The 12,703-nt window shown below is 73.3% G+C and carries 10 protein-coding genes; 1 reads left to right on the top strand and 9 read right to left on the bottom strand.

Going from position 1 to position 12,703, the window contains the following annotated elements; translation table 11 throughout:
• Window positions 1-6 precede the first annotated feature (6 nt).
• From OG625_RS24365 to OG625_RS24330, 8 genes are all read right to left on the bottom strand, one after another.
• Complete coding sequence (locus tag OG625_RS24365; RefSeq protein WP_329384963.1) at window positions 7-1,437, bottom strand: WXG100 family type VII secretion target; 1,431 nt, start codon at window positions 1,435-1,437, stop codon at window positions 7-9.
• A complete protein-coding gene (locus OG625_RS24360) occupies window positions 1,437-1,922 on the bottom strand; it encodes a hypothetical protein (protein WP_329390919.1) in 486 nt (161 codons plus the stop codon). The genes OG625_RS24365 and OG625_RS24360 overlap by 1 nt, the downstream gene beginning before the upstream one ends.
• Before the next feature lie 175 nt (window positions 1,923-2,097).
• Complete coding sequence (locus tag OG625_RS24355; protein WP_329390905.1) at window positions 2,098-4,392, bottom strand: xanthine dehydrogenase family protein molybdopterin-binding subunit; 2,295 nt, start codon at window positions 4,390-4,392, stop codon at window positions 2,098-2,100.
• Window positions 4,393-4,436: 44 nt separating this feature from the next.
• A complete protein-coding gene (locus OG625_RS24350) occupies window positions 4,437-6,515 on the bottom strand; it encodes a 2Fe-2S iron-sulfur cluster-binding protein (RefSeq protein ID WP_329384961.1) in 2,079 nt (692 codons plus the stop codon).
• Window positions 6,512-7,420, bottom strand: coding sequence for an FAD binding domain-containing protein (locus OG625_RS24345; protein WP_329384959.1), 909 nt, complete (start codon window positions 7,418-7,420; stop codon window positions 6,512-6,514). Before OG625_RS24345 ends, OG625_RS24350 begins: the two co-directional genes overlap by 4 nt.
• A 317-nt stretch (window positions 7,421-7,737) precedes the next feature.
• Window positions 7,738-9,378: a beta-N-acetylhexosaminidase gene (locus OG625_RS24340; protein WP_329384957.1), complete on the bottom strand. Its 1,641-nt coding sequence runs from the start codon at window positions 9,376-9,378 to the stop codon at window positions 7,738-7,740.
• A gap of 145 nt (window positions 9,379-9,523) precedes the next feature.
• Window positions 9,524-9,808, bottom strand: a complete 285-nt coding sequence (locus OG625_RS24335; protein ID WP_030010729.1) for a DUF3039 domain-containing protein — start codon at window positions 9,806-9,808, stop codon at window positions 9,524-9,526.
• Between the two features lie 28 nt (window positions 9,809-9,836).
• The gene (locus OG625_RS24330; RefSeq protein ID WP_329384955.1) at window positions 9,837-10,397 is read right to left on the bottom strand and encodes a YqgE/AlgH family protein; all 561 of its coding nucleotides are present in this window, start codon (window positions 10,395-10,397) and stop codon (window positions 9,837-9,839) included.
• 263 nt (window positions 10,398-10,660) lie between these two features.
• Between OG625_RS24330 and murA the strand changes: the two genes are divergently transcribed.
• Entirely contained in the window at window positions 10,661-12,004 is a 1,344-nt protein-coding gene (gene murA / locus OG625_RS24325) for a UDP-N-acetylglucosamine 1-carboxyvinyltransferase (RefSeq protein WP_329384953.1), read from the top strand.
• A gap of 372 nt (window positions 12,005-12,376) precedes the next feature.
• On the opposite strand, the gene OG625_RS24320 is transcribed toward murA, so the two are convergent.
• A complete protein-coding gene (locus OG625_RS24320) occupies window positions 12,377-12,658 on the bottom strand; it encodes an HU family DNA-binding protein (protein WP_007264399.1) in 282 nt (93 codons plus the stop codon).
• Window positions 12,659-12,703: the final 45 nt, after the last annotated feature.

Here is a 12,703-nt window from a genome sequence, read left to right as displayed (position 1 = left end):
TTCCGCTCAGTCGATCACCGGCGGAACAACACGACGGTTGCCCTGCCAGGTCTCTTCGTCTTCGGCCAGGTAGTCGGGGCGGTTGCCCCCCTGGTCCTCACGTCGATTGCCCTGTGTACGGGCGCCCGCACCCGCGTGGCCCATAGCACCCGCGCCGGCTCCACCGGAACCGTTGCGCACGAGACCTGATCCTCCCGAGGTGAACGGCTGACCACCCGGGGTCAGCCGGCCGCCCGCACCCGCCTGGCGTCCGCCTACGACACCGCCCGATTCCATGGCCAGACGACGGCCCACCGGGGACCCGCCCGGGCCGTGGGAGCCTCCCACGCCATGACCCATACCGCCGCCCATGCCGCGGCCGGCCTGAGCACCTTCGCCAATGACCGTGCCCCGCGGGATGCCCGAGCTGGGGCCGTTGGTGGTCACCGGACGGCCTCCCATGATGCCGTTGTCACGCGGGGGCATGCCGGGAAGATGCCCGGTCTTGCCGAGGGGACCGCTCGTCCCCGAGATCGGGCCGACAGGGCCCAAACCGACGGGGCCAGGCCCCTTCAAACCGCCGATGGGCGGGCCCGTAACGGGCGGGACAAAGGGGCCAGGATTGGGGCTGTTAGGGCCCGTGGGCAGAGGGCCGCCGGGCCCGGTAGTCACCGGAGGCGTGGTGGTGGGCGGGAGAGTGCCGACGGTGTCGAGGCCCACGTTCACATCACGGTCCGGGGTCACCGGCGCGGGACCCGCCGTCGGAGGCAGGGCGTTCGGCTGCGGCTGCTGTCCCGGAGCGAAACCCGGCTCGTGCGCGGAACCGGTCCCACTGGGCGACGAGGGGCCGTACGACGGGCCTCCCGAGTAGCCACCCTGTGCGGAGCTGCCTCCAGGGCGGGCAATGGCCGTGTCGCCATCGACATCCTTCGGTACGAGAACCCCCGGCGGCGGTGGAAACGTAGGGATCTCCGCCTTGTTCATCTCCCCCGACGACTGCTCGTACGACTGCGCCAGGTTGTTCATCAGACGCACCGCCTCGCGGTGGTCCGAGTCCAGCTTCTTCTGAGCGTCCGCGCCGATCTTCGGGGCGTCCGGGTCGTTGCGGAACTCTCGGGCCGCCTCGAGGTTCGCGGTCGCGTCCGCATCGACCACGGGCATCGCCTTGGCCTCGTGCATCAGCTGGACCGCGCGGCCCATCCATTCGGAGCCCGTCTTGCTGTAGTCACTCAGGCGCAGCGTCGCGTTGCCCGCTCGACCGACCCACTCCTGGAAGGCGGTGGCTCCTTCGCCTTCCCAGCCGGTCACCACGTGTTGCTTGAGCTTCTCGGCGATCTTGGCGATGTCGTCGGAGGCCTTCTTCAGCTGGTCCGCCCGCGCCTGCACCGCCTGCGGGTCGATCGAAGTGATCATCGCCCGCAGCTGCTGGTGCGAGTAGCCGTCAAAAGTCGTTGCCATCAGATGTCACCGCCCGACGTGCTGCCGTTGGAGGAAGGAGTCTCAGTGGACGGCGGCTGGTTGGTCGCCTTCAGGCGGCGCTGCTCCTCCAGCCACGGGTCGCGCTCCGGCACGTACTGCTCCTTCGCCTCCTTGGCGATGGTCGCCATGCGCCGCTTCGTCTCCTCGTCGACCCCGCCGTAGCCCTTGTTCGCCGACAGGATCGCGATGCCCAGGGCCTCGATCTGCGCCGCCAGCCCCTTCGACAGCTTCTGCAGCTCCGTGATGACGGTGTCGTACGACTTGAAGAGGGCGTCAGCCTCTGGGAAGCCCGTGCCGAGCTTGCCCGCCGGCAGGGTGCCGTCCGCGAGCTTCTTGTCGTTCGCGTGGGAGCCGGCGAGATCGTCCAGCAGGACGTCCACCATGCTCTTGTACTCGCTCAGCGAATCGAACTCGACAGACAGCGCTTGCGCGCTCGCCGTCCCGAACATTCCCGGCTCGATCATCAGTGCCACGTTGGCCTCCCCGACTCCCCGTCTCCCCGTAGTCGCGGCGCCAGCACCGCTCCCCGTCCCCGTTCGCGCGCATTCACATGCGCACGTGCACACTCTCACCGATCACTCTAGCGACCGGCACCGACAGCCCCAAGTCCGGGTTGCACGTGCAATGCGGGTCACACGGTCACGAGTTGGGCACGGCGACTGCCGCCGACGGCCTGATCGGGAGCCTGTTCACCGGGCGGCCCGTGGCCGCCCGCACCGCCGAGGCTACCGCCGCGGGGGCCGTCACCACGGGGACCGCGCTCGCGGCCTTCGCTCCGAACGGGGCCACCACGTCCCGTTCCTCGACCAGCTTGACGATGCGGACCACCGGCGCGTCCAGCGCGGTCGGCAGGGCGTAGCCCGTCAGGTCGGGGTGGCGGACCAGGCCCGAAACCGTGCGGAGGTTCTCCGTCAGGGCCGCGCCCACGCCCTGGGTGACTCCCGCTTCGATACGGGCTTCCAGCTGGCGGGGGTTGAGGATGCGGCCCACGTCCTGGGCCACCGCGAGCTCGACCACGCGCACCGAGCCGAGCTCGATGTCGACGTCGACCACCGCGCGGATCGCGCAGAAGGCGAGGCCGACGAAGGCGTCGCCCTGGCCGTCGCCGTCGAGGGGTTCCGTGGGGTGGGGGCGGCACTGGGCCGTAGCCCAGAGCTCCTTGCCCTCTATGGCCTCCGCCACCGTCATGGAGAACGCGCCGTCGTACGAGGTGATCCGGCCGTCCGCGATCTGGAGGAGCTCCGTGGACATGCCGAGTTTGTGGGCCATGGGCTGGAGGAGCTGGGTGCGGACCATTTTGGCCGCACGCTCGACCGCGCCGCCCGAGACCCAGGTGTGGCGGCCGTGGGCCGACGGGCCCGCCGGCGGCTGGTCCGTGTCGACCGGAGCCGTCGTCACCTCGCCGACGCCCAGGACCTCCTGGACGATCTGGCGGGCGAGGGTGGAGAAGCCCTGGCCCGTGTCCACTGCCGCGCAGATGACCGTCGCCGCGCCGTTGACCACCTTGACGGTGGCCGTCGCGACCTCGTCGGCGCCCTCCGCGCCGAGCATGTGGACCATGCCCACGCCGTAGCCGACGCCCCGCCGCACCGCGCCCGGCTCGCCCGCGCCCTCCGGGCCGCCCGGCAGCAGCCACTCGTCCTCCGGGGTGTCCTTCGGGAGCGAGGGCAGGTCGAAGTCGCGGACCGCGCGGAGGAGTTCGGCGACCGGGGCCGGGCAGGTGACCGTCTGGCCGGTGGGGAGGAGGTCGCCCGTGGCCAGGACGTTGCGCATGCGCAGTTCCGCGCCGTCGATGCCGAGGGCGGCGGCCAGTTTGTCCATCTGGCCCTCGTACGCGGCGCAGACCTGCATCGCGCCCTCGCCGCGGACGTGACCCGACGGCGGGTTGTTCGTGCGGACCGCCCAGCCTTCGACGAAGGCGTGCGGGACCACGTACGGGCCGCAGGCGAAGGCCACCGCCGCCGCCAGCGACTCCGAGGAGGCGTCCGCGTACGCGCCCGCGTCCATCAGGATCTGCGCCTCGACCTTGACGAGCCGGCCCTCCGCGTCCGCGTGGTGGCGGTAGCGGAGGAGGGTCGGGTGGCGGTGGGTGTGGCCGAGGAAGGACTCCTCGCGGGTCGCGGCCAGCTTGACCGGGCAGCCCGTGCGCAGGGCGAGCAGGCCCAGCGGGAGCTGGAAGGCGGCGTCCTCGCGGTCGGCCGTCGCGCCCGGGACTCCGGTGACGACCACGCGCACCCGGTCCGGTTCGAGGCCGAAGCAGGCGGCGGCCAGGTCGCGGTCGGTGTGCGGGTCGGTGGAGGCGGTGTACAGCTCCACGCCGCCGTCGGGGCGCGGTACGGCCAGCCCGGCCTCGGCGCCGATGGGCGCCGGGTCCTGGCGGCCGATCCGGTAGAGGCCCTCGACGACGACCTCGCCGGTGGCCTCCGGGTCGCCGTAGCGCAGCGGGATGTGCCGGATGAGGTTGCCGTCGGGGTGCAGGGCGGGGGCACCGAAGGCCTGCTCGGGGTCGGTCACCGCGTCGAGGAGCTCGTACTCGACGGCGATGGCGGCCGCGGCGAGGCGTGCCGTGTCGGGGTGGTCGGCGGCGACGGCGGCGATCGGCTCGCCGTGGTGGCGTACGACGTCGTGCGCGAAGACGGGACGGTCCGCGATCCGGCGGCCGTGCGTGGTGGCGCCGGGGACGTCGGCGTGGGTGACGACGGCGCGGACGCCGGGCATCGCGGCGGCGGCCGTGGTGTCGATGGAGAGGATCCGGGCGTGGGCGTGCGGGGAGCGCAGCACGGCCGCCCACAGGAGTCCCTCGGCCCACAGGTCGGCGGCGTAGGGGAAGGTGCCCTCGGTCTTGGCCCGGGTGTCCGCGGCGGGGACGGAGGCGCCGATTCCGGACGGGACCTGGTGGTCCGGGTTCTCGGCCGACGCCGCCAGGGCGGTCACCGTCGTGTTCAGCGCCGTCGTCGCGGTCGCCGCGTCCTGCCCGCTCACGCCGTGCCTCCGTGGTGGATGCCGCCCTCGCCGGGGCCTGCCTGGTGCGGAATACGCGGCTCCGGCGATGCCGCGTGCTCGGCGGCGGCCGCCTCGCGCTCGGCGACGACCTCGCGCACGGCGTCGACGACCCCGGCGTAGCCGGAGCAGCGGCAGAGGTTGCCGCAGAGCGCCTGGCGGGTCTCCAGCTCGCTGGGGGCGTGGTTGCCCTCCAGCAGGTCGTGGATGGTCATCGCCATGCCGGGCACGCAGAACCCGCACTGCACCGCACCCGACCTGCACAACGCCTGCTGCACGTCCGAGAGTTCCCCGTCCGTCGCGAGACCTTCGACGGTGCGGACCTCGCTGCCCGCCGCCGTCGCCGCCGGGACCAGGCAGGAGGCGACGAGCCGGCCGTCGACCTGCACGGCGCAGGCGCCGCATTCGCCCTGCGAGCAGCCGTCCTTGGCGCCGGCGAGGCCGAGGCGCTCGCGCAGCACGTAGAGCAGGGACTCGCCGATCCAGGCGCCAGTGACGGGGCGGTCGGCGCCGTTCACGCGCAGGACGTAGGAGGCCTGCGGGTGCTCGTTCTCTTCTTCGTACGTCGGCCCCTCGGCCGGGACACCTCCGGTGGTGTCCTCGCCCGGGAGTGACAGTGCGCTGTCGGCGGTGTCCGCGTCCGGCGCGGGCGCGGCGGCGTCGTCCGCCGGGGCCGTGCCGGCTCCGCCGGGGCCGGCACCCTCGGCGTCGACACCCTCCGGCTCGGGCCCGCCGGTCCCGGTGGCCCCGGCGGGTTCCACCGGCTCGGCCTCCATCGCGACGGGCTCGGCCGCGGCGGGCACGGCCGCGGCGGGCTCCACCTGGGCGGCCCCGACCGGCTCGGGCGCGGCCACGGCGGCCTCCGGCTGGACGGCCTCCGCCTGCACGTGCTCCGCCGCAGCAGGCGCCACCGCGTGCCCGAAGGCCGAGAAGCCCTGACCGTCAGTGCTCCCGGCCGGCGCGAACTCCGCGCGCTCACCGAACTCCGCGTGCCCCGTACGACCCTCGTGACCCGCGTGCTCCGCGTGCCCCTCGAAGCTCCCGTGCCCCGCGTGCCCGCCGAATGCCGCGAAGTTCGAGAACTCCGCGGACCCCCCGTGCTCAGCACCCCGCGCCCCCTCGGCCGGCTCCTGCGCCGAGCCGTGGGCGGCCTCGATGTCGTGCGGCGCCTGGTGCGCCGGCTCCTCCGGGAGCGGGGTGCCCACACCGGGTCCACCCAGCACCCGCGGCCCGCGCGGCGCGGTGCCCACTCCGGGGCCGCCGAGCAGCCGTCCGGCGGTCGCCGCGGTGGCGGCGGCAGCGGCGGCCGAGGCGGCCGCGGCCTCGTCGGTGCCGGGCAGCACGCCGGCGTCCGCACCCGCGTCCGCGCCCGTGTCCTGCGTCAGGTAGGCCCAAGGGGCCGGTGCGCCGCCCGGCAGGGTCGCCGGGGCCTGGCTCCAGTCGGCGTCCAGCGCGCTCGGAGACGGCCGGAAATCGCCTTGCTGTTCGGGAACTTCGGGGACTCCGGGGGCTCCGGGGACTCCCGGGAACCCGGACCCCTCGGAGTAGTCCGAGTAGGCGGGCATCGCCCACTGCCCCGTCGTCGAGGCCTCCTCGTGGAACCGCCACTCCGCCGTCGCCCCGGGATCGTGGGCCTGCGCCGGCGCTTGCTCCGGCTCGGCCTCGGCGAACGCCGCCGCCACCGCCGCCGGGATCGGGATCGACGCCGGGATCGGCCCGCCCACCGGAGCGGGCCCGCCCGCGGGAACCTGACCCGAGTCGGCCGGGGCGGAGCCCCCCGCCTCGGGCCACTGCACCGGGATCGTCCAGGTCCCGGTGGCGGCCGGATCCGTACTGACCGAGCCCAGCGGCACGATCATCGGCGGCGGCACGTACCCGTGCCCGGGCGCCGCGAGGGGCTCCCCCGTGCCGAGCGCGTCCAGCATGTCCTGCGGCAGCTTCACGAAGGCCGTGGCGTCCGAGTCGTACTCGCCGCCCTGCGGGACGGGTTCCCAGCCCCAGCCCGCCGTTCCGTTCGCGTTCCCCTGGGTCACGTTCTCGTTCTCGTTCTCGCTCATGAGGTCAGCGCCCTCCCCAGGGCCCTGCGCGCCAGCACGGCCACCGTCCGCCGCAGATGCAGTACACCGGGAGCCACCGGTTCCCCCTGGTCGGGCACGCAGGCCGCCCCGACGTACTCGCCGAAGGCCTCCAGCGCCTCGGGGGCCAGGCTCCGGTCGCCGTCCCAGTCGATCAGCGAGGCCACCCACTGCTCGGCCTCCAGCGGCCGCAGCGGCATCGGGGCCACCGCTCCGATCGCGCAGCGCACTCCCCGGCGCGCCGGGTCCAGTACGAGTCCCACGGACGCGACCGCGCGCCCCGGACCCGTACGCCCCGTGGCCTTCAGGAACACCTGCGGCGCGTGCAGCAGCGGCACCCGGACGAAGCCGATCAGCTCTCCGGGCCGCAGCATCTCCCGGCCGGCCAGCAGGTGCGACACCGGGATCTCGCGCTGACCGAGCGGACCGACGACCAGGAGCACCGCCTCCAGCGCGGCCAGCACGGGGAGTGCGTCACCCGTGGGCGCGGCCGTGGCGATGTTCCCGCCGAGGGTGCCCGCGTTGCGGATCTGCGGGGGCCCGGCGGCGCGCGCGGCGGCCGCCAGGGCGGGGATCAGGGCGGCGAAATCCGGCCGCCCCATCCGTGCGTGGGTGAGGCCGGCGCCGAGCAGCGCGTGGCCGTCCTGGTACTGCCAGCCGCGGATCTCGTTGATCCGGCCGAGGCCCACCAGCGCGGCGGGCCGCAGCTGCCCGGCGTTGACGGCGGCCATGAGGTCGGTGCCGCCGGCCACGGGCACGGCGGCGGGCATGGCGGTGAGCGCCGCCACGGCCTCGTCGAGCGAGACCGGCAGCGTCACGGACTGCGCCGCGTGCGGGCCCTGCGGCCCCTGAGGTGAGTCCAGTGCGTGCGGTGCGTGCGTGGTCAACCCAGCTGCCCCTTCCCGATGTCCCGGTCCCGGCGCTCACGCCTGTCCGCCGTACGGTACGTGCTCACCGCCGGGACGTGGCAACTCTGGCACATCTTCCGGGCCGCCCGCCCCGAGGGTCTGCCGGGGCGGAGCCCGGGGGCGGTCGGGCCTCTCACCTGCCGTCTCGCGGCCTTCGCCGGGCCTCTTCCCCGATGGCCCGTTTTTCCCCGTATAGGAGGAAAACGAGACAGAGTTCCGATTCCCGGCGCCGTACGAACGCCGGGCGGCCACCGCCCGACCACCGCACGGTCACGGCCCGGTCACCGCCCGCCGCTTCACGCGATCGGGGGCTCACCCTCGATGGGGCGCCCCAGCACCCCCGGCCGCCGCTGCCACGGCAACGGCCCGCCCGGCGGCCGGTAGTCGACCCCGAGCGCGTCCAGCCGCGCGTAGTGCGCCGCCGCCATCCGGCGCTCGAAGGAGGCGAAGTCGCGCTCTTCCGGGGCGGGCTGCCGCGACCACACCACCTCGGCGAAGGCCGCGAGCCGGGGGAACGTCTGGTAGTCGACCCGCCCCCGGTCCTCCATCACCTCGGTCCACACGTTGGCCTGCGCGCCCAGAACCCGGGCGGCGACCTCCTCCGACATCTTCGGCGGTACCGGCTCAAACCGGTACACATCCTCCAGCGTGCGCACGTACCCGATCGGCATCGGCTCGTCCTCGCCGCCCGCCTGACGGTGGTCCAGGTACACCTGCTCCTGGGGGCACATCACCACGTCATGCCCGGCCTCGGCGGCGGCGATCCCGCCCGCGTAGCCCCGCCACGAGGAGACGGCGGCGCCGTCGGCCAGCCCGCCCTCCAGGATCTCGTCCCAGCCGATCAGCCGCCGGCCGCGTTTGGCGAGCCAGCCGTCGAAGTGCCGGATGAACCAGGACTGCAGCCCGTCCTCCCCGTCCACCCCCAGCTCCCGGATCCGCTCCTGCGCGATCGCGGAGGCCCGCCACTGCTCCTTGGGGCACTCGTCCCCGCCCACGTGCACGAAGGGCGACACCTCCACCGGGAACAGCTCCAGCAGCTCCTCGAACACGCCCTCGTAGAAGCGCACCACGGCCTCGGTCGGGGCGAGGACGTTCTCGTTGATCCCCCAGTCGTCCCACACCGCCAGCGCCGAGGTGTCGACCACGTCGGTGTTCCCCAGCTCCGGGTACGCGGCGATCGCGGCCTGCGAATGTCCCGGTACGTCGATCTCCGGGACCACCCGTACGTGCCGCTCGGCGGCGTACGCGACGATCTCGCGGATGTCGTCCTGGGTGTAGAAGCCGCCGTGCGGGGTCTCCTTCCACAGCGGCGAGGCCCGGTGCCCCCACCGGCTGCGCGCCCGCCACGCGCCGACCTCGGTCAGCTTCGGGTACCGCTTGATCTCGACCCGCCAGCCCTGGTCGTCCGTCAGGTGCAGGTGCAGCACGTTGAGCTTGTGCGCGGCGATCAGGTCGATGTAGCGCAACACCCCGTCCTTGGGCATGAAGTGCCGGGCCACGTCCAGCATCAGCCCCCGCCACCCGAACCGCGGGCTGTCGGCGATCCGTACGCAGGGCAGGCTCCACACCCGCCCGGGCGGCGGCGCCTTGCGGTAGGCGTCCGGCCCGAGCAGCTGACGCAGCGTCTGGAAGGCCCAGAACAGCCCGGCCTCGCTCGCGCCGACCAGTTCGACGCCCGTGGCGTCCACGGTGATCCCGTACGCCTCGGAGCCCAGCCGCTCCCCGTCCTCCGGTGCCAGGCGCAGCGTCACGTCCCCGGCCGCGCCGGGCCCCGCGGGCGGCAGGCTCCAGCCGGTGGCCGCGCCCAGCTCCCGGCGGACCAGCCGCGCCACGCCCTCGGTACCGGGTCCGGCGGCGAGGACGGGGTCGGGGCCGAACGCGTAGCGGCGCCCGCCCTCGTCGAATCGGGCAACTCGGGGTACGGGGATCAGGTCCATGCGCCAGCCCTTCGCAGCAGCCTGTTGCGCCCTGCGCAACGCCCGTTCCGCAGAGTGCTCGTGCCGCCGACCCTAGTACGCGGAAGGCCCCCGGGACGCGGCTGTGCGCGACCTGGGGGCCTTGGTCCTGCTCGTCGAGGACGGACTACTTGTCTTTTCCGCCCTTGTCCTTGTCCCCGCCGGGGCCCATGGACTCGTAGATCTCCTTGCACATGGGACAGACCGGGTACTTCTTCGGGTCCCGGCCCGGTACCCAGACCTTGCCGCAGAGCGCGACGACGGGGGTCCCGTCGAGGGCGCTCGCCATGATCTTGTCCTTCTGGACGTAGTGGGCGAAGCGCTCGTGGTCGCCGTCGCCGTGGGACACCTGCGGCGTCGGCTCTACGAGGGTCCCCGTACCAGTCCCGCGCTCGGGCTCAAGAGTGCTCATAAAGCCAGGGTACCGACCCCCGCACGGGTCAGTTGAGCGACGGGTCGTCCGGATAGGTGGCGACCATCGCGAGTTCGCTGCGCTGGCGGCGCAGCACCGCTCGCCAGAGCCGTTCGGGGTCGGGGAAGGACACGTCGCCGGGCTCCGACTCCACGACGTACCAGGCTCCGTCGCCCACCTCGTCCTCCAGCTGACCCGGCCCCCAGCCCGAGTAGCCGGCGAAGATGCGCAAGGACCCGAGCGCCGCGGCCAGCAGCTCCGGCGGGGCCTCCAGGTCGACCAGGCCGATCGCTCCGTGGACCCGGCGCCAGCCGAGCGGGCCCTCCTCGCCGGGGATGACCGCGATGCCGAGCGCCGAGTCGAGGGCGACGGGCCCGCCCTGGAAGACCACACCGGGAGCGCCGGCCAGCGGGGCCCAGGGCAGCAGTACGTCGCCGACGCCCACGGGCGTCGGCCGGTTGAGGACCACACCGAGCGAGCCCTGCTCGTCGTGGTCGAGCAGGAGCACCACCGCGCGGTCGAAATTCGGGTCCGCGAGGACGGGGGTGGCCACGAGCAGCCGCCCTGTGAGGGAGGACACCTCGGTCATGACGACATGATCCCGCACATTCGCCCGTTGCGGGGCGTTCGCTGCGAGATCGGATCGTACGCAGCTCAGGGCGCACGGCAGCAGCAAGGAGCGCGCGTGGAGGACCCAGGCGGAACGCAACGCTCCGCCATGTGGTGGATACGGAGGGTGTTGTACCGAATTCATGACAGTCCTACGGCCACGTCGGCCTTACGAACAAGGGGGTGGTGCCCCTTACCCTTTTCCCTGGCCCCCCGCCCATCCCTCTCCGGAACGCGAGATTCATGACCGGCATCAGTGACGATGTACTGCTTGTCCACGGCGGCACCCCGCTCGAGGGCGAGATCCGAGTCCGCGGTGCGAAGAACCTCGTGCCCAAGGCCATGGTCGCCGCGCTGCTCGGCAGTGGACCGAGTCGGCTGCGCAACGTTCCCGACATCCGTGACGTCCGGGTCGTGCGCGGGCTGCTCCAGCTGCACGGGGTGACGGTCCGCCCCGGCGACGAGCCGGGCGAGCTGGTGCTCGACCCGACCCACGTCGAGAGCGCGAACGTCGCCGACATCGACGCCCACGCGGGCTCGTCGCGCATCCCGATCCTGTTCTGCGGCCCCCTGCTGCACCGCCTCGGCCACGCCTTCATCCCGGGCCTCGGCGGCTGCGACATCGGCGGCCGGCCGATCGACTTCCACTTCGACGTGCTCCGCCAGTTCGGCGCGACCATCGAGAAGCGCGAGGGCGGCCAGTACCTGGAGGCCCCGCAGCGCCTGCGCGGCTGCAAGATCCGCCTGCCCTACCCCTCGGTCGGCTCGACCGAGCAGGTGCTGCTGACGGCCGTCCTGGCCGAGGGCGTCACCGAGCTCAGCAACGCCGCCGTGGAGCCGGAGATCGAGGACCTCATCTGCGTACTGCAGAAGATGGGCGCGATCATCTCCATGGACACCGACCGGACCATCCGGATCACCGGTGTCGACAGCCTCGGCGGCTACAACCACAAGGCGCTCCCGGACCGCCTGGAGGCCGCGTCCTGGGCTTCCGCGGCCCTGGCGACCGGCGGCAACATCTACGTGCGCGGCGCCCAGCAGCGCTCGATGATGACCTTCCTGAACACCTTCCGCCGGGTCGGCGGTGCCTTCGAGATCGACGACGACGGCATCCGCTTCTGGCACCCGGGCGGCCCGCTCAAGGCCATCGCGCTGGAGACGGACGTCCACCCCGGCTTCCAGACGGACTGGCAGCAGCCGCTCGTCGTGGCCCTGACGCAGGCCTCCGGCCTGTCGATCGTCCACGAGACGGTCTACGAGTCCCGGCTCGGCTTCACCTCGGCGCTCAACCAGATGGGTGCTCACATCCAGCTGTACCGCGAGTGCCTGGGCGGCAGCGCCTGCCGCTTCGGCCAGCGCAACTTCCTGCACTCGGCGGTCGTCTCCGGCCCCACCAAGCTGCAGGGCGCCGACCTGGTCATCCCCGACCTGCGCGGCGGGTTCTCGTACCTGATCGCGGCGCTGGCGGCCGAGGGCACCTCGCGCGTCCACGGCATCGACCTGATCAACCGCGGCTACGAGAACTTCATGGAGAAGCTCGTCGAGCTCGGTGCGAAGGTCGAACTCCCGGGCGGCGACCTCGTCTGACCGGTAGGGACGACCCGTTCGGCCGACGCGTTCGGCCGTGTCGTACGAGAAGAGCCCCCCGGGCCCCGCAAGGGGCCCGGGGGGCTCTTCTCATGCCTCGCGCCCGGCAAGGCGCCTGACGGGGCCTCAAGGCCCGGGAGGACCCCACCGGGCCGCACGGGCCCCCGCGCCCACCCGGGGACGGGCCGCAAGGGCCCCTGAGGGGCCCGGACCGGCCACACGGCCCCGAACGGCCCGCACGGGCCCGAACAGGCCCCGCACAGGCCCCGGACAGGCCGAAGGGCGGCCGCCCCGCCGGGGGCGGCCGCCCTGGGCCGTACTGCGTCCTACTGCCGTCCCGAGGGCCTGTGCGGCCCTCGGCACAAGGGCGGACTACTTGCCCTTGGCGGCTTCCTTGAGCTTGGAGCCCGCGGAGACCTTCACGCTGTAGCCGGCCGGGATCTGGATGGGGTCGCCGGTCTGCGGGTTGCGCGCGGTGCGAGCGGCACGGTGGGTGCGCTCGAAGGTCAGGAAGCCGGGGATGGTGACCTTCTCGTCGCCCTTGGCGACAATCTCGCCGACGGTCTCGGCGAGCGCGGCCAGAACGGCGTCGGCGTCCTTGCGGGTCACCTCGGCGCGCTCGGACAGAGCGGCCACCAGCTCACTGCGGTTCATGTTGTACTCCCGTGTTCAACTTGCCTTAGAGGCGTGAGATCGAAG

It is taken from the genome of Streptomyces sp. NBC_01351 (assembly GCF_036237315.1).
Classification (GTDB): Bacteria; Actinomycetota; Actinomycetes; order Streptomycetales; family Streptomycetaceae; genus Streptomyces.
This window is presented reverse-complemented; position numbering and strand designations above follow the sequence as displayed.

Coding starts and splice junctions, on each gene's coding strand:
- OG625_RS24365 (WP_329384963.1), bottom strand. CDS start 1,437: ATGGCAACGACTTTTGACGGCTACTCGCACCAGCAGCTGCGGGCGATG.
- OG625_RS24360 (WP_329390919.1), bottom strand. CDS start 1,922: ATGATCGAGCCGGGAATGTTCGGGACGGCGAGCGCGCAAGCGCTGTCT.
- OG625_RS24350 (WP_329384961.1), bottom strand. CDS start 6,515: ATGAGCGAGAACGAGAACGAGAACGTGACCCAGGGGAACGCGAACGGA.
- OG625_RS24340 (WP_329384957.1), bottom strand. CDS start 9,378: ATGGACCTGATCCCCGTACCCCGAGTTGCCCGATTCGACGAGGGCGGG.
- OG625_RS24335 (WP_030010729.1), bottom strand. CDS start 9,808: ATGAGCACTCTTGAGCCCGAGCGCGGGACTGGTACGGGGACCCTCGTA.
- OG625_RS24330 (WP_329384955.1), bottom strand. CDS start 10,397: ATGACCGAGGTGTCCTCCCTCACAGGGCGGCTGCTCGTGGCCACCCCC.
- murA (WP_329384953.1), top strand. CDS start 10,661: ATGACCGGCATCAGTGACGATGTACTGCTTGTCCACGGCGGCACCCCG.
- OG625_RS24320 (WP_007264399.1), bottom strand. CDS start 12,658: ATGAACCGCAGTGAGCTGGTGGCCGCTCTGTCCGAGCGCGCCGAGGTG.